At 49.1% G+C, this 24,399-nt stretch carries 18 protein-coding genes; 11 read left to right on the top strand and 7 right to left on the bottom strand.

Annotation, left to right across the window (positions count from 1 at the left end; translation table 11 throughout):
- Positions 1-72 precede the first annotated feature (72 nt).
- From B153_RS0132880 to B153_RS0132860, 5 genes are all read left to right on the top strand, one after another.
- Positions 73-1,290, top strand: a complete 1,218-nt coding sequence (locus B153_RS0132880; protein WP_020601012.1) for an enolase C-terminal domain-like protein — start codon at positions 73-75, stop codon at positions 1,288-1,290.
- Positions 1,291-1,314: 24 nt separating this feature from the next.
- Positions 1,315-2,319: a family 43 glycosylhydrolase gene (locus B153_RS0132875; protein ID WP_040762452.1), complete on the top strand. Its 1,005-nt coding sequence runs from the start codon at positions 1,315-1,317 to the stop codon at positions 2,317-2,319.
- Positions 2,320-2,623: 304 nt separating this feature from the next.
- Positions 2,624-2,995, top strand: a complete 372-nt coding sequence (locus B153_RS0132870) for a BlaI/MecI/CopY family transcriptional regulator (RefSeq protein WP_020601010.1) — start codon at positions 2,624-2,626, stop codon at positions 2,993-2,995.
- The gene (locus tag B153_RS0132865) at positions 2,992-4,905 is read left to right on the top strand and encodes a M56 family metallopeptidase (protein WP_020601009.1); all 1,914 of its coding nucleotides are present in this window, start codon (positions 2,992-2,994) and stop codon (positions 4,903-4,905) included. Before B153_RS0132870 ends, B153_RS0132865 begins: the two co-directional genes overlap by 4 nt.
- Positions 4,902-6,302, top strand: a complete 1,401-nt coding sequence (locus tag B153_RS0132860; RefSeq protein ID WP_020601008.1) for a M56 family metallopeptidase — start codon at positions 4,902-4,904, stop codon at positions 6,300-6,302. The genes B153_RS0132865 and B153_RS0132860 overlap by 4 nt, the downstream gene beginning before the upstream one ends.
- A gap of 78 nt (positions 6,303-6,380) precedes the next feature.
- Here B153_RS0132860 and B153_RS36305 read toward each other — a convergent pair whose 3' ends face one another.
- From B153_RS36305 to B153_RS0132835, 5 genes are all read right to left on the bottom strand, one after another.
- Entirely contained in the window at positions 6,381-6,725 is a 345-nt protein-coding gene (locus B153_RS36305) for a hypothetical protein (protein ID WP_020601007.1), read from the bottom strand.
- A gap of 64 nt (positions 6,726-6,789) precedes the next feature.
- Positions 6,790-10,077, bottom strand: a complete 3,288-nt coding sequence (locus B153_RS0132850) for a M4 family metallopeptidase (RefSeq protein ID WP_020601006.1) — start codon at positions 10,075-10,077, stop codon at positions 6,790-6,792.
- A gap of 46 nt (positions 10,078-10,123) precedes the next feature.
- Positions 10,124-10,624 (bottom strand): FAD-binding oxidoreductase, encoded by a 501-nt coding sequence (locus B153_RS0132845; RefSeq protein ID WP_020601005.1) that lies wholly within the window; start codon positions 10,622-10,624, stop codon positions 10,124-10,126.
- A gap of 116 nt (positions 10,625-10,740) precedes the next feature.
- Positions 10,741-11,250 carry a histidine phosphatase family protein gene (locus tag B153_RS0132840; protein ID WP_020601004.1) on the bottom strand — a complete coding sequence of 170 codons (510 nt, stop codon included), beginning with the start codon at positions 11,248-11,250 and terminating at the stop codon, positions 10,741-10,743.
- 92 nt (positions 11,251-11,342) lie between these two features.
- On the bottom strand, positions 11,343-12,149 hold the full coding sequence (locus tag B153_RS0132835) for a 3-keto-disaccharide hydrolase (protein WP_020601003.1): 807 nt from the start codon (positions 12,147-12,149) through the stop codon (positions 11,343-11,345).
- A 121-nt stretch (positions 12,150-12,270) separates the two neighbouring features.
- On the opposite strand from B153_RS0132835, the gene B153_RS0132830 reads away from it, so the two are divergent.
- The 5 genes from B153_RS0132830 (at position 12,271) to B153_RS0132815 (ending at position 18,429) form a co-directional block, all read left to right on the top strand.
- Positions 12,271-14,157 carry a 3-keto-alpha-glucoside-1,2-lyase-like domain-containing protein gene (locus tag B153_RS0132830; RefSeq protein WP_020601002.1) on the top strand — a complete coding sequence of 629 codons (1,887 nt, stop codon included), beginning with the start codon at positions 12,271-12,273 and terminating at the stop codon, positions 14,155-14,157.
- 77 nt (positions 14,158-14,234) lie between these two features.
- Positions 14,235-16,250, top strand: a complete 2,016-nt coding sequence (locus tag B153_RS0132825; RefSeq protein ID WP_020601001.1) for a c-type cytochrome — start codon at positions 14,235-14,237, stop codon at positions 16,248-16,250.
- Between the two features lie 247 nt (positions 16,251-16,497).
- On the top strand, positions 16,498-16,728 hold the full coding sequence (locus tag B153_RS37945) for a hypothetical protein (protein WP_157635009.1): 231 nt from the start codon (positions 16,498-16,500) through the stop codon (positions 16,726-16,728).
- A 19-nt stretch (positions 16,729-16,747) separates the two neighbouring features.
- Positions 16,748-17,341 carry a hypothetical protein gene (locus B153_RS0132820; RefSeq protein WP_026262633.1) on the top strand — a complete coding sequence of 198 codons (594 nt, stop codon included), beginning with the start codon at positions 16,748-16,750 and terminating at the stop codon, positions 17,339-17,341.
- 20 nt (positions 17,342-17,361) lie between these two features.
- Entirely contained in the window at positions 17,362-18,429 is a 1,068-nt protein-coding gene (locus tag B153_RS0132815) for a PLP-dependent cysteine synthase family protein (protein ID WP_020600998.1), read from the top strand.
- A gap of 71 nt (positions 18,430-18,500) precedes the next feature.
- Here B153_RS0132815 and B153_RS0132810 read toward each other — a convergent pair whose 3' ends face one another.
- Both B153_RS0132810 and B153_RS0132805 read right to left on the bottom strand, forming a co-directional pair.
- Positions 18,501-21,902 (bottom strand): PAS domain S-box protein, encoded by a 3,402-nt coding sequence (locus tag B153_RS0132810; protein ID WP_020600997.1) that lies wholly within the window; start codon positions 21,900-21,902, stop codon positions 18,501-18,503.
- A 499-nt stretch (positions 21,903-22,401) separates the two neighbouring features.
- Positions 22,402-22,800: a PPC domain-containing protein gene (locus tag B153_RS0132805; RefSeq protein ID WP_020600996.1), complete on the bottom strand. Its 399-nt coding sequence runs from the start codon at positions 22,798-22,800 to the stop codon at positions 22,402-22,404.
- A 362-nt stretch (positions 22,801-23,162) separates the two neighbouring features.
- On the opposite strand from B153_RS0132805, the gene egtB reads away from it, so the two are divergent.
- Entirely contained in the window at positions 23,163-24,326 is a 1,164-nt protein-coding gene (gene egtB, locus B153_RS0132800) for an ergothioneine biosynthesis protein EgtB (protein WP_020600995.1), read from the top strand.
- Positions 24,327-24,399: the final 73 nt, after the last annotated feature.

The raw sequence follows: 24,399 nt of genomic DNA, 5'->3' as shown, positions 1-24,399 counted from the left end.
GAAGTAGGATCAAAAGGCATTTCCGAAGATGCTTCCTTCGTCAGCATAACAAAATCTAAACCTTGCACCACTATGAAACGTAGAACCTTCCTCAACCAGTTGACCAGTGCCTCGGCACTTGCGCTCAGTCCTGTAACCGCTAGCCAGGCAGCTACTTCCCTTTTCAATTACGCGGGAGCCGACGACCTGATGAAGCACAAAATTGCCGATGTCAGCTATACCGAAGTTCAGTTGAAATGGCCGCGTTTCGTGGGTAAAAATGCCCGTCGGGATATTCACGGCTATGGCCCCAAAGTGACGGTCTGCATGCTCACCACCGATCAGGGAGCCAAAGGCTGGGGTCAACCCAACGGTCGACGTAATGACGAAGTGATCACCTATGTCAAAGGGAAACGGGTAGCAGAATTGTTCCAACCAGCCCAGGGGGTTACCGACACGAAAGCACTGGCGTTCGATGTTCCGCTACACGATCTGGCGGGGGTGATTCTCAACAAGCCCGTTTATCAGTCAATGGGCCGAAAAAAGCCGATCCTGACCAAGTGTTACAGCGGTATGATTTATTTCGACGAACTGGAGCCGAAAGAAGGGAAAGTAGGAACGCTGGCTAATGGATTCGATAAAATCCTCGAAGAATGTAAGCACGATTATGACATGGGCTACCGCCAGTTCAAGCTCAAAATCGGGCGGGGCAATATGTGGATGGATAAATCGGCGGGGCTGCAACGGGATATTGAGGTGACCAAACTTGTCGCTAAAACCTTCCCCAACTGCGATATTCTGGTTGATGGCAATGACGGTTTCACACCCGATAGCATGATTGCTTACGTAAAAGGTATTGGCGATATTCCGCTGTTCTGGATCGAAGAACCCTTTGCCGAAACCGTAGCCGACTACCGGAAACTGCGGGATTGGCTGACGGCCAACAAGGTAAAAACACTACTGGCCGACGGCGAATACGATCCCGATCAAAAGCTCCTCCGCGAACTGGAAACCCAGAAACTGATCGACGTACACATCACCGACATTATGGGCTATGGTTTTACGCCCTGGCGAAAAATTATGCCCGAACTGCAGAAGATGGGTATTCAGGCATCGCCCCATGCGTTCGGTGAGTTGCTCAAAACCTACTACACCGCTCACCTGACAGGCGCATTAGGCAACACCGTCACGATTGAAGGCGTCCCCTGTACCAGCGATGACATTGACTTTGGCGATTACAAGCTGGTTGGCGGTCAACTGGTTCCATCATCGGCACCGGGTTTTGGCATGAAATTATTAAAAACCGTTTGATTCTGAGTCTACTAGGAATCTACTATGAACCAGTCAGTTACTACTCTATTCACAACCATCGCTTTGTTGTGGATTAGCCTGTCCAAACCCGCATTGGCGCAAACGCCACGCCCGAAAATGCTGTTTGCCGACACAACTCATCGCAAGCCAGGATTTTCGAAAGACCCCCATGTAGTCTGGTTCAGGAACCGCTATCTGCTATACTATTCCGTTCCTCTTTATAAAGATTCAGCCGGAGCCGAGCATTGGGGTATTGGCATTGCCGAAAGTACCAATCTAACGAACTGGCAGAAAGTGGGCGAAATTGTCCCCACGACGGCCTATGAGCAAAAAGGCCTGTGCGCGCCGGGTGCGCTCATTCGCGATGGGGCTGTGCATCTGTTTTATCAGACCTACGGCAATGGCCGCAACGATGCCATTTGCCACGCCGTTTCGAAAGATGGTATTCATTTCGACCGAAATCCGACCAATCCAATTTTTCACCCGGCTATCAGCGACTGGTCGTGCGGACGAGCGATCGATGCGGAGGTAATTCTCTTTAAAAATCAGTATTTTCTCTATTTCGCAACCCGCGATCCAGCCTTCAAGATTCAGCAACTGGGCGTAGCGGTTGCGCCCGCCAACACGAACTTCAACCGGAGCGACTGGCATCAGCAGGCTATTGACGGGCCGATTCTAAAACCCGAACTACCTTGGGAAGGTGAGTGTATTGAGGGTGCGTCAGTGATTGAGCGAAATGGCGCACTCTATATGTTTTATGCGGGTGCCTATAACAACTGGCCACAGCAGATCGGCGTCGCCAGAAGTCAGGACGGCTTACATTGGGAGCGGGTCAGCAATGCGCCTTTCCTGAAAAATGGACAGCCCGGTTCCTGGAATTCCAGCGAGTCCGGCCATCCGCATATTTTCACCGATCCAAAAGGCAAAACCTATTTGTTTTTCCAGGGCAACAACGACAACGGTAAAAGCTGGTATCTGTCCAATATTCCAGTTAGCTGGACGGCTGCTGGTCCTGCATTGCAGAACTAAACGGAGAGCCTGTTTAAAAACTTTTGTTCTAATCGCTTTTTTGTCATCCCGAGGAACGAGGGATCTTCGGGCGAGGCTGAAAAACCTTCGGTAACCGAAGATCCCTCGTTCCTCGGGATGACAAAATACACCCATTATATCTTGATTAGAGAAAGTTAAAACAAGTTCAAAAAAACAGGAAACCTCATTTTTATCTCAAAAATGAGGTTTCCTGTTTTTTTGAAACAAATAACTAATCTATTAGTTGTAAAACTAATTCATTAGTCATACCTTTCGTTTATCAAACCATTAGCCTTAACCCATCATGCCGATCCGTGAACTTACCAAAGCCGAAGAAGAAATTATGCGCGTGCTTTGGCAACTCAAAAAAGGGTTTGTCAAAGACGTACTGGCCGAACTTCCGGAGCCCAAACCTGCCTACAATACCGTTTCGACTATCATCCGCATTCTGGAGAAAAAGGAACTGGTTGGCTACACAGCCTATGGAAAAACGCATGAGTACTACCCGCTGATTACCGAAGAAGAATACCGTCGTTTCCAGACCGAGCAACTTATGGCGAACTACTTCGATAATTCACTCAAAAAACTGGTATCGTTTTTCGTAAAGGATAAGAATATCAGCCTGAACGAAGCCGACGAAATCATTAAACTCCTAAACCAGCAGAAAGACCAATGAATACGCTCGACTATTTCCTAAAAGCCAACCTGTACGGCCTGTTGTTCGCAGGCTGCTACTGGCTCCTGCTCCGTCGGCATACGTTTTTTAGCCTGAACCGAGCCTATTTGTTGCTTTCGGCCATAGCCTCGCTGGTGCTACCCCTCGTCAGTCTGCCCACACAAACGGCTGAAACCCTTCCAGTACCAATGGGTGTGATTGTACTCCCTGTATCGGCTATAGCAATACCCGAAGAAACAGGGCCTGACTGGAATCAAATCGGTTTGATTGTGTATAGTCTTATTGGTATGTTGCTCGTTCTACGACTGATTGTTCACACAGCTCGGTTGATGGCTTTCATCCGTCGGGCAAACCAGCAGGTTTTTGACGATTATGTAGTCGTAGAACCCACGGAGGCCGCACCAACCTTTTCATTTTTCCGGTATCTGGTTTTAAATCCAGATGACAAAGGCAATCCGGTCATTATCAGCCACGAACTCGTTCACATCCGGCAACATCATAGCCTTGATGTATTGGGTATGGCACTGCTACGAGCGGTATTCTGGACCTGTCCGGCTTTATGGTTGATTGATCGTATGCTCCGGCAGGTTCATGAGTTTCTGGCCGATAAAGCCATTTCACAACCGAGCGACTACGCCCATTTTCTGGTGCAATACACCTTTGGTCAGCAGCCCGATGCGCTTGTTAATGGGTTTTTCAATCCTTCCATGCTGAAGCAACGCATCCTTATGCTTCATCAAAAAGCCACTACACGATGGGCCTTGGGTAAGTACGTATTGATTCTCCCGCTCGCCCTGGGCTTACTGGCTATGACTACAGCCCGAGAACAGCTAACGGATATGGTCAGTCAGGCAACCGACGAAACGATCACCGTTTCGGGACGAGTGACAAATGCAGCCGATGGGAAGCCATTGCCGGGAGTGAGTGTTATTCTTAAAAATACCAATGTGGGCACAACAACAGATGCAAACGGGAAGTATCGCCTGACCAACATACCGAAAACGGCTTCGTTGGTGTTCAGTTTTGTTGGCTTTGAGACAGCCGTGGTAGAGGTGAAAAGCCGTTCATCGATCAATGCCAGCCTGCGGATACAAAGTAATAAGTTGAACGAAGTAGTCGTCGTAGCCTATGAACCAACCACAAAGCCTACTTCCCCGGTAAATCCGCAAAATAAAGCCCAAAGCTCATCCTCAGGTAAAGGCGAAGTTTTTACCGTTGTGGAACAGGTCCCTGAGTTTCCGGGAGGTATGCGGGCTTTAGGTATGTACCTCGCTCGTAACCTACGCTACCCTAAAGAAGCCCAGCAGAGCCGGATACAGGGCCGGGTATTCGTACAGTTTGTTGTTACGCAGCAGGGCGATATTCAGAATTTACGTGTATTGAAAGGCATTGGTGGCGGTTGTGATGAAGAAGCGGTTCGGGTAGTGAGCCAGATGCCTAAATGGAATCCCGGCAGACAGCATGGAGAAGCGGTTTCGGTACAATACAACCTGCCCATTCAGTTCCAGCTTGAAAAGGCCGCAGATAAACGGACGGGACAAGTATTACAATCAGAACCGGATTCATCTCAAAAGTCAGGTTATATTATCGATAACAGTAAAAATGGCCGGTTCGCCCTCTATAACGACGTTAGCCCCTACTATCGACTCGCTGATTCGTCACGAAAACCGGGGCCTAGTATAGCTATTCGGGGCAATATATTTCATGATGGAGACCCTCTATACATCATTGATGGTGTTGAAGTACCAAAGGATTCAAAGTCAACTTCTACACTACGCTATAAAACCGTTCAGGATTTAAATCCCAATGATATTGAAAGCATCTCTGTACTGAAAGATGCCTCGGCCATAGCAGCTTATGGTGCAAAAGGAAAAAATGGTGTCGTACTCATAACTACAAAAACGAAATGAACACCTTCAGCTATTTCCTCACAGCCAGTTTGTTTCTTATCCTGTTCTACAGTTGCTACGCCTTGCTGCTTCGGCGAAACACCTTTTTCGGGCTAAATCGGGCATATTTGCTCCTATCCATTGGTTTATCACTGGTCTTGCCTTTCGTTGAGCTTCCCAACGAAACCCTTACCTCGCTTCCGAAGGGAAGTATAAACTTGCCGACGTTTGTGGTTGGTCAACAGTCAGCCAGCGATTACTCCCTAACGCTAGTCGATCGGATCAGTATTGTTTATGCCTCAGGCATACTCGCCATGTTCATCCGGTTGGTGCTCAATGTATGGGCTGTTTTCCGGCTCATACACTCAGGCAAAGCTGAAAAACGAGGAGCTTACATACTGGTTCGGCTTCCCGATGATTCCTCACCGTCGTTTTCCTTTGGGCCTTACCTGGTTCTGAACCGAAGAGACGCCCTTGCTGAGCCTGATGCGCTACTCTGTCATGAAGAATCCCACATCCGACAACGTCATACGGTCGATATACTCATTCTGGAGCTGGTACAACTAATCCTCTGGTTCAACCCTATACTGATTTACTACAAACGTGCCCTGCAGGAAGTCCACGAGTTTCTAGCCGACCGAGCCGTTCTAAAAACGCCCCAGCCCGACTACCCGCAGCAATTAGTCGCCTACGCCCTCAACGTATCACCTACGGCACTGATTACCCCTTTTGTATCAAAATCAACCCTTAAACAGCGAATTATCATGCTCAAAAAACCTGTATCAAAACGCCGGGCCTTGTTCGGTTATGCGTTAGTACTACCGCTGGCCGTCGGTCTGCTTATGTGTACGCAATCGGAGAAAGACCTGCCCGTTTCAGCCGCAAGAAAGCCGGTGAAGGTAGAAGGCGAAGTGTTTACTGTAGTTGAAGACCACCCTCAATTTCCAGGGGGGATGAAAAAGTTAGGTGAATATCTGGGCGAGAACCTAAAATATCCGGAAGCCGCCGTGAAAGCCAAGGTAGAGGGTAAGGTCTTTGTCCGTTTCGTTGTTACAGACAAAGGCGAGATTACGAATGTAGAGGTTCTGAGAGGCATCGGTTATGGAGCCGACGAAGAAGCCGTTCGGGTAGTTGAGCAAATGCCCAACTGGACACCTGCCCGGCAAAATGGCAAAGCGGTCAATGTAATGTATAACTTACCGATCCGGTTTCAGTTGGAAGAAGATGACAATTCATCGGCATTCAATGATTTCTGGAACGGTCTTTCAAAATATAGAAATTTGACGTTAGATGATCACGTCATTAATAATCAAGCTTTAAGAGCCACTATTGAGGAAGCACAACTTTCTGGAAAACATATTTCATTTACGATCAATGATCAAACGAATGCAGTCAATTTTCAACACGTCAACAATTAAATGACCACCAGAATGGCAAAAAAAATGGGGCTGACAAGGTAACCTTGTCAGCCCCATTTTTTGTAAAAAAGGAATTATTTACTTTAGTCGCTCCTGCAAAATTGTCAGAATCAATTGTTGCGTTTGCTCCAGTCTCGCCTGTCCAGCTTTTAGCTCAGAAACATCAGATTTAAGTTCTGATATATCTTTTTCAACTCGATCGAATCGTTCGTCAATCTGAACAAATCGTTCATCAATTTGACTAAATCGTTCGTCAATCTGACTAAATCGCTTATCAATTTGATCAAAGCGATCGTCAATCCGATCAAAGCGATGATTGACGGTTACGGTTAAATCAGCTACTCCCTTGGCAATGGTTTCGATCTGCCGTCCGTGATCAACAGCCAGGGTTTCTAATTGCTCGACGCGTTCTTCCAGGTACATGGTCAAATATACAGTTTTATTGAATACACGTACTAAGACGGCGGGAAGAATCAAACGTCATTGCTTATTCTTTCATTAGTTTTCGGTTTGCCTTACCATTTGCGGTCTGCACTTCCAGAAAATAGAATCCTTTGGGCAATTGACTAACATCGAGCGTAGCATTACGCTGTCGGCCCCGAAGGGATGGTTGTAACACCGTTGCACCCGTCAGTGTACGGACTGACAAGCTTTCAATCGTTTCGGCACCGGGCAGTTCTATTGTAAGCGTTGTATTGACTGGGTTCGGATACACCAACAAGGCATCGGCCCAGGCCGGTTCGGTTCCAGTTACCGCCAGTACGTTGAACGTTCGCTCCACGGTAGAGGCAGCCGCAAACTGGTCGTTCCCGTTCTGAAAAGCCTGTACCGTCACACTGCCTACCCCGTTGAATTTCAGCGTTGAGCCACTAAGCGTTGCAGGACCACTTTTCACCAGAAAACCAACGGCCAGATTCGAGGAACAGGTCGCTTTCAGAACCAGATCGCCCTGATTGACGTACCGATCTGAGATGGCATCGAAGGTAATGGTCTGAACTGCTTTCTGCACACGAGCCGCCGTTGTGTACCAAACGGGCCATTTTGCCCCGGTGTATAAAACGGAAGCATTCCCCGAAGCCGAAATTTTATTAGTCGCCAGGTTGATAGCTGATACATTTTCGCTTGAACCAGACTCCGTATTGAAAACCAACTGGTTGTCTAGACGCGAATAACTGGGGAACCCCAATACGATGTTTTCATAAACAACTTGCAGTTTGCCCGTGCTCAGATCAGCGGCTAACACGTAATAACTGTCGTCGTCGGCATTATAATAGTCAAAGGCGATAACATCCGGCGAATTTTTCGAGAACGACGGATTCCCTACGCTTTCGCCTTCGTCGAGGTTTGTAAACAGTTTTTCGATCTGTCCTTTAGCAAAATCGACCGCACTGTTACTCCAGACATTGATAAAGCCCACATCCCAATAGTCAATGTTGGCCCCGGAACTACTTTCTAGAGTATTATAGGCATCATACACAATGTTTTCGCCCGTAAAATCCCATTCAAAGGAATCGGCATATTGTACATTGCCCGTTTGAACACCCTGAGCCGTGGTTGGATTATACAGTTGAAACTGTACCCATTTCTGCTTGTCAAAGCTATACACCCAAATCGATTTATCCGCATCCGCTTTTAACGCTGCCAATCGCTTTCCATCTCGTGAAATAGCCACATTATCCCAGATTTGCTGGTCGAAAACAATCGTTTCCGTAGGGGTACCAGTTAGGTTAACCCGACGAATGCGCTTGTCCGTCGTTACATAATAGGCATACTTTCCATCGTCGGTAACGCTGGGGCGGTGTACCAAACCTAAGGTTGATTTCAGATCAAATTTAGCGGGCGAAACACCGACGGTAGTTGAATACACTTTCGAGGTGCTGGCATCAGCCAGTAAGATCAGGTCCTGACCCGAGGCAGCCGGAATATCGGGCTGTTTACCAGGATTCGTTTGGGTTCCATCGGTAATGCCTACGGCATCGAAGGCATTTTTGGCAGCCGTTACTTCTGCGCCACTGGCTCCATATAGATCACCAGCCGCTTTGATAACGGCCAGTCGAAGATCCAGAAACTGGGAAGTACGCACCAGATAGGTTGTCAAAGCCCGGTAATAGACTTGCTCGGCTTTGTCTTTCCCGATAGCCGTTGCGAATTTATAGAACGCGAAATTCGGAATGCCGCTGTTGGTATGGACGCCACCGTTGTCGTCGCTGGTAGTTTCATATTGCGACATGGTAGCGGGCTGATAGCCATTCGGATCTTTCGATTTCCCCCCCTGATTCGGATTCGACAGGTCGCGCAGGGCACCCGAAGGCAATAAGGCGGGGGTGGCGATCTGCTCGCCTATGGTCCAGTTGGTACGGTCGATCATCGCCCCAAATACATCGGCCATCGACTCGTTGATGGCACCCGACTGGCTTTTGTATTGCAAATTGGCGGTGTTCTGAATAACGCCATGGGTCATTTCATGCCCAGCCACATCCAGGCCACCAGCCAGGGGTTTCAGCAGTTTGCCATTGCCATAGGCCATCATTTTACCATTCCAGAAGGCATTATCCATCGTCTTGCCATCATCGTCGGGCATATTGACGATCGAAACCATCGTTTCGCCTGTACCACTGAGTGCATTCCGTTTGAACGTATTCAGGTAATATTCGTAGGCAATGCCCCCATTATAATGCGCCGAAATAGCCGTAGGACTCCAGTCGGCATTGCTGGTGGAGGTGATCTGGTAAAATTTCTGATTATTGCCAAAGGTGTTTCGAGCATCGATCGTCCAAAGTGCCCCTACAGGACTATCCGGCATTTTCGATGAAGTCGATTTAAACATCGCCCGTGATGCGTCGATCATGTAGTACGAATTGGTCGACTGCTGGTAGGTTTGAAACGAGCGGGTTACGCCGTTCAGATCTTTACCCGTTGCTTTAATCGGCCCTACAAACGAACAGGTATGATTGTATTTATCCAGTACATCGCCAGTCTGTGCATCAATGACATACTCCCAGCGTTCGAGCATATTGGGCCGGACGGTCAGCGCATAAGCCAGTCGGGCGGCTCCATCGGGCATTGTAAAAATACACAGCACCCCTTCCGACGACTTTAAATTCAGAAGATTATCACCAAATGACCGAACCGTCGACGTTTTCCGAACATCGGTCAGGGCCAGGGCCGATGCGTCAGGAAGGGCTAATTTGGGCGTTGTGGTCAGCCCTTCGGGTGCAGGCTGATAGCGACCGTTGATCGACGTTACTTCACCATCGGTGAGGTGCGCGACCAGTTCAGACCCCAGAATCGGTACACCTCGATAGGTTTGCGCCAGCCGAATATGCGTTTGGCCCAAATCATCTGTTTCGGTTCGTGAAATGGTAAAGTTATCCTCAGGTTTATCAAGCCTGAGCAGGTCACGAACCTGCCCCATAAACTGAAATGTGACCGATGCTGCCGCTGCTGCCGACAGCCGTGCTCCACTTTTTCGGCTCGCATTAACGCCCAGCGCAGGCGACTTTTTCCGCTCGATGAATACGGGCAGATTGGTAACCGTATCCCGGACCACCCGTAGCCGGACGGGTTCCAGCGAAAGAGAAGAAGCTCCCCTTGTCAGGAGCATCTGACCGGCTGGCCGATCTTTCGGAATTGGTACAACCGTTGCGTTCAATCGCTGAGCCAATCCTGGTGTAGGAGCCGAGGTTTTCATTTTACGACTAAACCCTGAATTGGGCTGTTGCGCTATCGACGCCCCCGTTGTTAAAAGTGCCAGAACGAGTAGATGTGGTTTCATTAGGATTTGGGATTTACAGGGTAGAAGTTTACCCCGAAGAGTACGATTATTTCAGTCGCAGCGAAGCCGGAATCATGGCCATGAACGAGTCATAAAATTTCGGATAGTTCGTGGGAACCTCTTTACCGACTGCTCCCCAGGACACTTTATGGCTCACCTTACCTTTTCGCCACTGAACAAACTTGTAGGTATTACCCGGCTGGTCGAACTTCGTCGTTTGGATTTTGCAGTTGACTTCAGCTATGGAAAATACTCGTTTGGTATTGGCAGCCGTCTGTTGCCCAATGAAGGTAAACGTAGTGTCGCGCGTCCGGCGGCCGTATAGCTTTCCATTTTCCAGCAGGTAATAGGCCGAAGACGCTCCCGTAACTCCACCACCACTGCCGACTATAATCTGGCGTCCCTTATAATTAGTCGGTGTAATTGCCGAAGCGGTTTTACGTACCTGCGGCATCTGGTCGGCTGCGGCCCGGATACCCTGTCCCTGAACGGCAGATAGAGTACTTAGAGCTAAAAATGTAAGTGTGGTTACGAAAAGGTGTTTCATGAGGCAGACTGGAAAGACGAAACAAAAGTATTGCCCGGTAGAAGGCCCGACAATACGGCATTTGTATGATTTGACAAAAACAGCGTATAAGACGGTAGATAAGTGGAATGAGTCACCTACGGGGTCGTAAGCGCCCCGTAGGTTGTCTGCGAAAAAGACACAGACTTGCCAAACAGCCCCCGCTTCAAATCGACCCTAAACAGATTATCGAAATCTCCCGATTCAATTCGGGTCATTGTCGGTTGAGCGCCTAGCCCTTTTGCGATCTCCAGAATGGTGTTGCTGTGCCCAACCACCAGCACCTGCTTCCCACTGATGCGGGCCACCCGATTCACAATCGCATCAATGGGTTTTGCCGGGTAGTCGGTCAGCGAAATTCCCAGCCGCTTTGCCAATGGCTGGGCCGTCTGCCGGGTTCGTCGATAGGGCGTTGTAAAGATCGAATCAATGGACGCACTACCCAGCCGATCCGCTAAAGCAGCAGCACGAGCGTAACCAGCAGGGGTTAAATCGGCCGTGTCGGCCTCCGACACTTTTTCGGCATGACGGACAATGTAAACGGTGGTGGTTGAGCAGGCCGTCAGTCCTAAACAGACCAGAACAGCAAGTAGGTAAATGTATCGCATAAAGCGTGGGGCATGATTTAAACGAACAATGATACGAAAAAGCCCCCGGCCATAGGTCGAGGGCTTGGTTGGACTTCGTAAGCGGTCAATTCTTACAATTCCCGAATCCAGATGTTCCGGAAACCAACGGGGTTGTTGTGATCCTGCAACAGGATTGGACCCGCGCCATGCGCCTGAACTTTCGGATAGCCAATGTACTCCGTTGTTCCACGGATTGCGGTATGGTTCTGCACCAGTACCCCATTGAGCAGTACAGTCACATAAGCAAATTCGGTCATCATACCCGCCTTGTTGAATTTAGGTGCCTGATAGATGATGTCATAGCTTTGCCACTCGCCAGGTTTACGGCTAGGGTTCACCAGCGGAATCGCCTGCTTATAGATCGAACCAACCATACCATTCACGTAGGTCGGGTTGTTGTAGTTATCCAATACCTGTAGTTCGTAACGGCCTTGCAGGAAGATACCGCTATTGCCACGTCCCTGACTGGTTCCTTCTACCTTTTCAGGCGATTTAAACTCAATATGCAGTTGAAAGTCCGTAAACTCCTTTTTTGAGCGAGCCGAAAACCCTCTGGTCGAGTACATCGCGCCATCCGTTACCGGCCATTTCAACGGCCCTTCGTTGGTTTTCTCCCAGTTGGCAGGGGCATATCCTTTAATAGCCACCCACTCGTCAGTATTTTTTCCGTCGAATAACACAATTGCATCTGACGGAGCCGTTGTGCCAGCCGTGTTGGGTGAATTTGTTCCTGGGGTCACGACGGGAGGAACAGGTTCCCAAATCTCGGTCGATTGAGGATTTTGCTTAGCAGGCTCCGTTTGAGCCATAGCCTGACTGGCAACAAAGAGACTGGCGATTCCGAGGCAGGCCGCAAACGATAACGGTACGTTTTTCATGGAAAATGTTTCGAGTTAATGGATTCGTTGTAAAACGGCCAAAGATAAGTCGAACTAATCATTCGCAGTCTTTTAGCCGGAAAAAATGTAACTTTCGCCCTTCAAATCTTATGATAAATCTATGGTAAACCTATCCCTTTCAGCTCGTTTTAGCGGGCTAGTAGGCGTTGTATGGGCCCTTGGAGCTGGACTTTCGCTAGGCCAACCGGCTCCGTCACCAGGTATTTCGCTACCGCTCAACGACTTAAGCGCATTTGTATCACCAGCCTCCAACTGGCGTATTGTTGGTGGGGTTCGGGCCGATTTAGCCAAAGAAAACACCCTTGTCACCACAAAGGGCACGGGTATTTTAGCAAACATTCCACTGGCCCACCCAACTGCCGACCCTAAAAATCCGTACAAATATGATCTGTTTACAACCCTGCAACACGGGGATATTGATCTGGAGCTAGATTACATGATGGCGTCCAAATCCAATTCGGGCGTGTATCTGCAAGGTCGGTATGAAATCCAGCTTCGCGATAGTTGGGATGTGCGGACACCAAACGTACATGACAATGGGGGCGTTTACGAACGGTGGGACGAAAAACGGCCGGAAGGGCAGAAAGGCTACGAAGGCCATGCCGCCCGTCAGAATGTGAGCCGGGCCCCTGGGCTGTGGCAACACCTGAAAATTTCGTTTCAGGCTCCCCGCTTCAACGCCAATGGCCAAAAGACCGAAAACGCCCGCGTGATTCGGATAGAACTAAACGGCGTGGTTATCCAGGACGATGTTGAGCTGACGGGGCCAACTCGTGGCTCGGCCTTCGATACGGAAAGTGCCACTGGCCCTATACGCATTCAGGGCGATCATGGGGCGGTAGCCATCCGCAATATCCGGTATGTCATGTATGATAAGCCGCGCCCGGAACTGGTCAACCTGACGTATTCGGTATATAAGGGAAAATTCCAGAAAGAACCCGAATACGACAAAACCGCCCCCGAATCGGAAGGCGCTACTAAAGTATTGTCGGCTTCGGTTAGCCGCATTCCAAACGAGTTTCTGATTCGCTATCGAGGCACCCTTCGTGTTTCGGAACCGGGCGAATACCGTTTCAATCTGGGCGTACCCGGTGGTGGCGGTCAGATGAAAATCAACAACCAGGTGGTGGTAGCTCCCGGCGAATGGAATGCCAGTGGCAAAGCCACACTTCCCAAAGGCGACCTTCCGTTTGAGTTGCTTTACTCGAAATTTGTCGACTGGGCCCAGCCTGCTCTGGGTTTGACCGTTGCAGGTCCGGGTGTACGGGAATTTGTTATCAGCGAAGGCGCTGGCAGTAATGGTGAAGAAGTTGACCCGATCCTAGTGGAAGCCCCAACCAACACCATCCTGCGTAGCTTTATGGACATGCCCGGCGAAAAAAACACGCAAGGCCGTACACTTCGGGTTACGCACGCAATTTCGGTAGGTAGCCCAGAGCAGGTACATTATACCTACGATCTGGACAAGGGAGCACTGGTACAGGTATGGCGGGGTGGATTTCTGGACGCTACGCCCATGTGGCACGACCGGGGCGATGGTTCTTCGCGCCCAATGGGTATGGTGCAGCGGCTAGGGGCTCCCGTTCTTTTCCTGAGCCAATTAGCGTCTCCACAGGCCAACTGGACAACGGACACGACGGGCTCTGGATTCCGGCCAAAAGGGTATGTACTCGACGAAAGTGACCGCCCTACGTTCCGCTATCAGAGTTATGGCGCTACGGTCGAAGATAAAATTCGGGTGCTCAGCGATGGGCACGGCGTCCAGCGTGAAGTGAGCGTTACCAATCCAGCCAGCGACTTATATGCCCGAATCATCAGTGGGGCCAGTATCAGCGCGCTCGAAAACGGCCTGTACCTTGTAGACGATCAGGCGTATGTTCGTATCGACAATGCAGCGGGTGCCAAGCCAACCATCCGCGAAAGCAATGGACGGCAGGAGTTGATCGTACCTGTAAAAGGGAAAGTGACTTACTCCATCTTATTTTAATGACTAATTGACAATGGATAATGCGAAACGGTTGCTAAACCCAGCCTTCATTATTCATTCTTCAACGATATATCATCATGAAAAAGATACTGACAACCCTCTTTTCCATTGGCCTCTTTTCGGTAACGATGGCCCAGGAATCGCCTAAAGAGGAAGACTTTTTTAGAATCCAGAAAGTAAGTGCTCCAGAAGGTACACTGCTCGAAGTAGGTGGCCTGACTACCTTGCCTGATGGAAATATCGGCGTAGCTACCCGTCGCGGTGATGTCTGGATCATTGAAAATCCAACCAGTCGAAAGCCCTTCTTCCGCAAGTTTGCTTCGGGGCTGCACGAAATATTAGGGCTGACCTATAAGGATGGCGCTCTTTACTGCGCACAGCGGGGCGAACTGACCAAAATGATCGACTCGAACAAAGATGGGAAAGCCGATATTTTTGAAACCGTTTACGCCTGGCCGCTTTCGGGTCATTACCATGAATATAGCTTCGGGCCCAAAATTGCCCCCGACGGTCAGTTTTTTGTAACGGGCAACGTTGCCTTCGGCGATGAAGAATGGTGGCGGGGCGAAAGTCGTGTTCCCTGGCGCGGCTGGACCATGAAAATCAACGAGAACGGCACCATGCAACCCTGGGCAACAGGAATGCGATCTCCTTGCGGCTTAGGCATTTTTGACGGTGAGCTGTTCTATGCCGATAACCAGGGCGACTGGATGGGTTCGGGCGGTGTTGTGCACGTGAAGAAAGGCGCCTTTGTGGGTCACCCTGCCGGTTTGCGCTGGTCGAGCATGGCTAATTCGCCCGTTAAGCTGACTCCTGAACAATTCGACGCCAAGATTGACGAACGCAAACGCCGGGACGAAAACGGCCGGGCCATCAAACCCGAAAACGTTGCGAACGAAACGCCGAATCTGCTCTATCAGATGAAAGAGAAATTCCCCAGCGCCGATATTCAAACCCCTGCGGTTTGGTTACCGCACGGTATTCTGGGTATCTCGAATTCCGAAATTCTGGAAATTCCGCAGAGTACATTCGGCCCCTTTTCGGGTCAATTGCTGGTGGGCGACCAGGGCATGAGTAAAATCTCGCGGATATTTATGGAAAAGGTCAATGGTGAATACCAGGGCGGTGCTATCGAATTCCGTAATGGATTCCGGTCTGGTGTGCTACGGATGGCCTTTGCGAAAGACGGTTCTTTGTTTGTTGGTGAAACCAACCGGGGCTGGGGATCGGCTGGCGATGCGAATGAAGGCTTACAACGGCTGGTCTGGAATGGGGCGATCCCGTTTGAAATGCGTACGGTAAAAGCTATGCCTGATGGATTTGAAGTCGAATTTACAAAGCCCGTCGACCGGAAAACGGCCGAGGATCTGGCGTCTTACCGGGTAGAGAGCTTCCTGTACAAATATCACCCGGTTTATGGTAGCCCAACCATCAACAAAGAAGCCCTGCCTATCAAAGGTGTGAAAGTGTCGGCCGATGGGATGAAAGCCCGGCTCATTGTTGGCGATTTGCGCCGGTATTACATCCACCAGTTGACCCTCGATGGGGTCCGTGGAGCCGAAGGGTCTTACTCACTGGTTCATCCCATTGCGTATTACACACTCAACAACATTCCCGAAGGTGAAAAACTGGCCATGAGCGAGGTAAGTACGAAAAACTCGGCGGCAGCTCCGGCTAATGCACCCGCTCCGGCAGCTACGACAACAGCTCCGGCAACTGGCAAGAAAGCCCCCGTCAAAACGACTACAGGAGGAAAGCCCAAGCTGGTAGAAGGTCAGGCGGTCACGATGGCGAAAGCCCCAACTTACGAAGAAGTAAAAGGCTTACTCACACGCCATACCTGCGTTGCCTGCCACCAGGCCAACAAGCGGCAGGTAGGTCCGGCTTTTGCCGATGTTGCCAAGCGCAAATACACCAATGACCAGATTGTGGAACTGATCTATAATCCGAAACCTCACAACTGGCCCGATTATGCAACCGAAATGCCACCGATGCCGCAGGTCCCTAAAGCCGATGCGCTAAAAATTGCTGCCTGGATCAACTCCCTGGCTCCTGCCGCTGGCAGCACATCGGCTGGAGAGCCTAAGCCCTAATCGGTAGTGTTTCCAACAGACTCGGTGCTTAGTGAGTCAATCATCAGAGCCGGATCAACGAAGCCTTAGGTTTGCGTTGATCCGGCTTTTTTAAGTAGATTCTACAACGTTCGCCAGGCAGCAAAACGCTCATTTTTCACTTAAATAAGCTACTATTAGCTATTTCACAGACAATTCGCCAGATAATAAAGTTAACGCAGAGCGGTCCTGATAAATAGTAGATTTACCCCCGTAAACTTCCTCTATTATGACTGTTCAAACTAACGTTTCCGACACTAACTCACCTGCCGGGAAAACGGATTCATTTCGAATCTATATACGCTGGCTGACCTTCCGACGGCAATGTCCTACTTGCCAGGATGCCCAGGCGCTGGACCGCACTCCCCGCCCTTTTTTACTCAAATACCTGTTGTTTTTTATTCCAACCCGAACCTACTATTGCTATAAATGCCGACACCGAGTGATTCGAATCGGGTAGATCGCCCTTCGGTTGGCCAATGCCCCTTACAACCAGTGCCAGTTCCATCGATTTATCCGTAGACAAACGATCGGTAAATCCGGTAACTTTGCGTCAGTGTATCTTCAGAATCAGTATGAAAATCTGGCGGCTGTTACCCTTTGTATTCATTTGTCAGCTTGGTTTGGCACAAACTCCCGATCAGGGTTTAAGCAACGATCCTGTATTTAATACCATTCTGAAACGCCGAATTAAATATCCGCGCGATGCTGAATGGGTAGGTAAATACATGCGAATTTTTGCTGAATTTACCGTCGGAGAAAAAGGGCGTGTGGAGAATATAGCTATCCTCAATCAAAGTCCAACCGGGGTTCATCTGGGTTTTGAGCCTATGGTTGTCACAGCGTTGAAAAAATTACCGTCGTTAAATCTACGGTATAAGGGTAGTTATATTCTGCCTGTTTCGTTCATTTACGTTGATTATCGCCATAAAGACAAACCCTACGTTCCGACCGATACGTTATTCATCGATGAATTGAGAGGCCGGGTTGTTTTGAAAGAAATTAACGTGTTTGGAAGCAGTGTCAACAGCCGGGAACGCGTACTTGCTGCCGACGATAATCGGGCGTATTAAGTAGCCATTCATCAACACCTATGATTCCATCTACCGAAACGAGTATTAAACCTGCTATTCAGGAAAAATTTGAACACCTCTGGCATCTGGTCGGCAATACCCCCATGCTGGAGCTTTTTTATACCTACAAAGGGCAGCCCCGTTCTCTCTACGTGAAATGTGAGCATTACAACCTGACGGGCAGTATGAAAGACCGGATGGCTCTGCATGTGTTGCATCAGGCGTATCGTCAGGGGCATATTCAACCTGGCGACCGAATCGTTGAAGCGACCAGCGGGAGTTCGGGCATTGCGTTTTCGGCCGTTGGGCGGGCGTTGGGTCATCCGGTTACGATCATTATGCCGGCTGGTATCAGCCAGGAGCGTATCGACATCATCCGCAGCCTGGGCGCCGATATTATCCTGTTCACGAAAGAAGAGGGCGGTTTTCTGGGAGCGATCCGACGGTCGGAAGAGATGGCGGCTGCTGATCCACATGTGTTTTTGCCCCGTCAGTTTGCCAATCAATACAATGCCGAAGCGCATCGGCTCACCACGGGGAAAGAAATCTGGCTCCAGCTTCAGGGGGTCGATATTACTCCCGATGCCTTTGTAGCCGGTGTAGGAACGGGTGGTACGGTCATGGGTGTGGGTCGTTATCTAAAATCGCGCAAGCCCGACATTCGTGTACACCCCCTCGAACCCGCCGAATCGCCTACGTTATCGGTTGGGCATAAAACCGGCACCCATCGTATTCAGGGCTTTTTCGATGAATTTATTCCCGATATCCTGAAGCTGAACGAACTCGACCCGGTCGTTCAGGCCAGCGATGGCGACTCGATTCTGGTAGCTCAGAAACTCGCCTTACAGTTGGGTGTAGCCGTCGGGATTTCGTCGGGGGCGAACCTGATTGGTGCCATTAATTTACAAACCGAGCTAGGTCCCGATGCACGGGTGGTTACGATTCTTTGCGACAGCAATAAGAAATACCTAAGTACCGACCTAGTCAAAGAAGAGCCCATCAAACCCGGGTATGTAGCGCCCCATATTGACTTTACCGACTACCGCCCCATCAGCCGACTACTGGTCGGGCGGCCGAGTGTGTTCTAACGTTGTGTTCTTTTTACGATAAGCGGTACACGTACTAACTTTCTAAATAGACTTTTGCTGCTGAAGTAACGTTAGGAACGTGAGCCTATCTGCGCTACTAACTGACTCACCACTTCCGTAATCACTTCATCAAGTTTTTTAATCAATCCCTCCAGTTGTGGGGAAGCCTGATAGGTTTCCGCATTTTTATCCATGTCTTTCAGCACCTCGGTTAGCGAATGGATGCCCAGGGTAGCTACCGAAGGGTGTAGCCGATGAGCCACCTGGCCAACTTTTTTGAAGTCATTTACCTGATAGGCTGCTTTTATCTCTTCCAGCCCTGCAGGCGCCAGATCAATAAACATGGTAACCATTTCCGAAACAAACTCTTCGTCTCCCTGAGCAATGGACCGTAATTCCGTCAGGTCAAATAAGCTATCCTGTTTTTCGGTTTTGGCCTGGGGCTTCGGAATGTATTCGTCTTTCCCCAACCATTTTGTCACGACAGTGAGCAGACTGGACTCATCGAACGGTTTGGCCAGATAATCGTTCATACCAGCCTTCAGAAACTTTTCTCGGTCGCCCGGTATAGCCAGGGCCGTCAAGGCAATAACTGGCAATTGGTTTTTCAAGGTTGCGCGAATCTCACGGGTCGCTTCCAGGCCATCCATAACCGGCATCTGAACATCCATCAGAACCAGATCGTAAGCTTGCTGTTCGAGCTTTTCAATTGCTTCGAGCCCCTGCCGTGCTTCCCCGATTACAGCCCCATAATTCTTGAGTATGGTAGCTGCCACCAGCCGATTCATTTCGTTATCATCGACCACTAGAATCTGACTTCCCGCAAGCAAATCGGTATTCATTTGCTCCTGCTGTTTTTGCGGCAAATGCCCGGATTCACCTTTACGAAAAGGAATGGTGAAGATCACCGAAGTACCTACTTCTTTACGGCTCTCTACCTCAATTTGCCCCCCCATCAACTCAACCAGATTTTTGCAGATACTCATGCCGAGTCCCGTTCCACCAAATCGACGGGTGATTGACGCATCTTCCTGACTGAAGGTCTGAAAAATCGTTTTAACAAACTCCTCATCCATACCCACGCCCGTATCCTGCACCGTTGCCCGAAGGGTTTGCTGAGTAGCCTCCTCATCAATAACCTGACAGCGAATATCGACCCCTCCTTTGTCTGTAAACTTGATCGCGTTCGAAATCAGGTTAAGAAATATTTGGGTTAACCGATAGGGGTCGCCAATTAAAACGGGGGCAATTCGGTCATCGAAAACGGAATTGGTAAATAACAATCCTTTTTCTTCGGCCCGGTGACTCATTATCTGCATCAGTTTCCTGATAACCTGATGCGGCTCAAAGCCAATCTGTTCGATGGTCAGTTTACCCGCTTCGATTTTCGATAGATCAAGGATATCGTCAATAATAACCAGAAGGTTATCAGAAGCCGACTGGATCGTATTCAGATAGAACCGTTGCTGCTCGGTTAGCGGAGTCTTTTTCAGTTGATTGCTCATTCCCATGATGGCGTTCATGGGGGTTCTGATTTCATGGCTCATGTTGGCCAGAAACAATTCTTTTGAGCGAGTCGATTCTTCAGCAACTTCCTTGGCGCGTTTGAGCGCAATCTCCAACTCCTTCTGATGGGTAATGTCAATGTGAGTGCCAATAATTTTTAACGGTTTTCCGTCGTCATCCTGTTCGATGACTACCCCCCGGTCCAGTACCCAATTAATTGACCCGTCTTTATGGACGACCCGGTATTCGATCGAATGGCGGGTCAGTATGCCTGCCCTATACTGCTGGTCATTTTCCTCCAGTAAATGCCGATCGGCTGGGTGAACCTGACGCCACCATAAACTGGCAAGATCGGTTGACTGGTCGATAGGAAAGCCCAGTAACTTGTTCGTTGGGTTGGAGAAGTAGGTTTTCTGGGTACGAAAATCATGTTCCCAATAATTGTCGCCAACGTCTGTTAAGGCCATCCGCAGCTTTTCTTCGTATTCTTTGAGCTGGCGCTGCACAATTTTTTCCTGGGAAATATCTTCCACCATTAAAAAATAGTGCGTGATCGTCTGCTGCCGGTCGGTTACGGGCTGACCACTTATGCGCGCCCAAAACCAGCTTTTATCCCGTCTATAAAAAATTCCTTCAAGGCTAAAGCTTTCCCCGTTTTTAAACGCTTGGTCCATAATAGCCTGATTCGTAGCGTCCGTATGAGGCCCTCGACACAACTCCAGCAAAGACTTACCTATTACCTGATCAACTCCACATTGAGTAAGCTTTTGAAAGCCCTCATTCGACCAGAAAATTTTAGTATTCAGATCGACGAAGATGATCCCGTTTTTGTTGGCGCTGGCCACAAGCGATAGTTTTTCCAGCTCGGATTCGTTCTTTTTACGGTCAGATATGTCCCGGATGAACGAACAGAAGAATTCATCCTCCCCCTGTTTGAGAGGAATGATGTATAACTCAATGGGAAACGTCTTTTGGCTACGATTGATGGCCGATAGCTCTAGTTGTTTGCCCAGCACAACACCCCTCTTCGTTTTTACATAGTCCTGCAAACCCCGTTCATGACCGCTCCGATGGACAGTTGGAATAATGAGATCCGCTAATTTCTGACCAAGTACCTCCTGGCTTGTCCACCCAAATATCTTTTCGGCCTGCGGGTTCCAGAACGTAATAATCCCTTCAATATCAATAGTAATTATAGCGTCTAAAGCCCCATTCATAATCAGGCGGCTCTTCAATTCACTCTGCTCAAGGGCATCGTGGCTCTTCTTCTGTTCGGTTATATTGGTATAGCTCCAGAGATGCCCTTTGTAATTTTCATCAAGGAATATGGGGATATAATCTCGTTGGTATATACTCCCATTCGCCAGTTCCAGAATTTCGCCCCGAACCAGCTTTTTCTCGGCCAGAATGGTAGTGATGCGACGAACAAACCGATCGGGGTCTTTGAACAGGTTTTTAGACGCTTCGGCGGCATTGGTACAATCAACGCCCTGGAGCGACTCGGGCGATGCAGGTATGGCGAATAGATCACAAAAAACCTGATTGGTAAAGACAACCGCCCGATTTTCGTCTTCTACCAGAACCCCATTCTCCATATTGGTGATCAGGGAGGTGAATATCTTTTCAGCATTTTTCCGTTTGTTGATTTGCTGATGAAGCAACCGGGCTATTGCCAATAAATCATTGGAGTCCGTCTGTATTTCCGATCCGCTGATCGTGTTAACAGCTTCTTCCAGCTTTTGAACCGAGAGTTTTTTTACTTCCAGTTCCCGTTTCAATCGGGCGTGTAACTCAATGTATTCCTTTTCGCTGATGGCAAAGGCCCGTTCGGTTAGTTCGCGGTCCCGTTCGTAGGCAAGGTATGAATGCTGAACAGACTCCAGGAATTTAGCCATTTCGGGCAGGCGCTGAATTTCCTGGGGTAAATAGCGGTTGATCTGACGCTCAAGCAACTGAGAATACTCCATACAATGAGGTTAATTTACATAGAGCAACTGATTGACCAGAAACCCAAGGCGACCCATCGACAAAAGCACCTGATCTCTTGTTCAGGGAAGCCGCTTATACGTTGTGGATTCAGCCAACCAGCTTAACAATCTATATAGACTTTTTTTTAGAAAAAATAGTCAGGTAATCAGCCAATTGAAGCGCACTATTACAGGAATATTTATACAAATTATAAGATGAAGTACAAATATTCCTTCACAAAGGTTAACTCTCATATAACTTTGGTCATATTCCTGGCTGAAATTGATCAGTCAGACACCTCATCCGAGGCTATTTGCCAGCCTTTGCCACAGAATATGTAGGCAGGCGTAAAAGCCCACCTTGTTACCAACAATAACCAAAGCTAAATTAGAATACATTTACTATGCCAATCAAAGCTTCGTCAGTAAACATAATCGACACAAAAAAGCGTCTCCGGAATCAACCAGAGACGCTTTTTTTAGTTGGTAGAATCACTCGTTAGTTCAACGAGATAACCCGGCTGGGGGCAGTAGGCTGCTGGGTCGATACGGTCACGGTATGGGTCGTTACCTCAGCGCCATTCGAAATCTCGACCTGATACACACCGTCGGGTAAGTCATTTACGCTTAAACGGCTACGGTACGTATTTTCATTTTTACCGAGGTGGTAGCTGTACAGCACCTGACCATCGTTGTTTTTCAACTTAATATCGGCAGTGCTGCCTTTTTGTTTGTCGAGAGCGATGCTAATCTTACCACTGCTGGTGGTGTAAACCGCCGACTGATACGAAGCGGTTTTGTCTGGATTAATACCGGGGTTGGTTTCAGCAAATGTAGCAGCCGATGTAACGATACCCAGTGTAAGAGCGAAAGCGAAAGATTTGATGAGCGTTTTCATTGTCGTATGTTGTTTATGTTGTTGTTCGAAGCAGGTCGGGTTTCTGTCCCGATTTGTTGCACCAAAGTTATGGGCACTAGATGGTACTATGCATTACAAACTACCGGAACGGTTGCCGAATTGGATGAGTGGTCGGAATCTGGGGCGACTGAGCGAATGGTATCGCTTTATAGTGGCTGAATTAACAAAGAACCCATACAAACGTTTACTCTTTAGTACAGAAGCGTCATTATAGCAGAATAGCCCCTGAAAAATGTCTGGAGATCGGGAAACGTGTTGGTCTGTTTTCCGGTTGAGAAAAGACCTTTATTACGCACACTCTTCGCTTACAAAGTGACGGGAAGAAATCAGCAACATCGTTTATGAACTTAGTACGACGCTACCAGCAGGTACGGGCGCGTAGTGAAGCCATTTGCCAGGGACTCCACGCCGAAGATTTTGTCGTTCAACCCGTCGTGGATGTCAGCCCACCCAAATGGCATCTGGGCCACACCACCTGGTTTTGGGAAACTTTTGTGCTACTTCCAGCCTGGCCAGACTACACCGTATTCAATAGCCAGTACAATTACGTTTTTAACAGTTACTATGAAACCGTGGGTACACGAGTTGTGCGCACAGATCGGGGCAACCTCTCCCGGCCTTCGGTAGCGGATGTACAGGCCTACCGATCCTACGTCGATACCGCCATGATTGGTTTTCTGACGGAACAAAGCCCACTGTCAGACGCCTTACAATCGACTATTTTGCTTGGCCTGAATCATGAAGAGCAGCATCAGGAACTACTGATTACCGATATCAAATACATACTGGGCAACAACCCTTTACTGCCCGCTTATGCTACAGATTATCCGAAACCCGAGGTACCTACCCTAACGGATGAATCCTGGATCAGCCTTCCAGAGGGGGTCTACGAGATTGGGGCTACTGGCGAGGGCTTTTGCTTCGACAATGAATTGAACCGTCATAAAGTGTACCTGGCTCCTTATCAGATTCGCCAGCAACTGGTTAGCAATCAGGAGTATCTGGCCTTTATCCAGGCAGGGGGGTATCAGGATTTCCGCTATTGGCACGCCGAGGGGTGGGAATGGGTCAAGTCGAATGCGGTAAGAGCCCCGCTATACTGGCATCAACTGGAGGGTGAGTGGTATCAGTACACCTCAAACGGGCTTACCCCACTAGCCATGAATCAGCCGGTTTGCCACATCAGCTATTACGAAGCCTGGGCCTATGCACAGTGGCAGGGGGTTCGTCTGCCCACCGAAGCGGAGTGGGAAGTAGCGCAGGAGCAGATTGGCTGGGGCTCTCGTTGGGAATGGACCGAAAGTGCTTACCTACCCTACCCTGGCTTCACGAAGGCAGAGGGGGCCATTGGCGAGTACAACGGAAAATTCATGGTCAATCAGATGGTACTTCGGGGAGCCTCCGAAGCGACTACCCCCGGGCATAGCCGACCGACATACCGCAATTTTTTCCACGCTCCCTTACGCTGGCAGTTCACGGGTATCCGCCTGGCCCGGTCCTGTTAATTAACGGAATCGTCTACTGCCTGGCTCAACGCTTCGAAACAGAGCGTTCATCAACGCCTGACACTTTTTTAAA

It is taken from the genome of Spirosoma panaciterrae DSM 21099 (genome assembly GCF_000374025.1).
GTDB lineage: Bacteria > Bacteroidota > Bacteroidia > Cytophagales > Spirosomataceae > Spirosoma > Spirosoma panaciterrae.
This window is presented reverse-complemented; position numbering and strand designations above follow the sequence as displayed.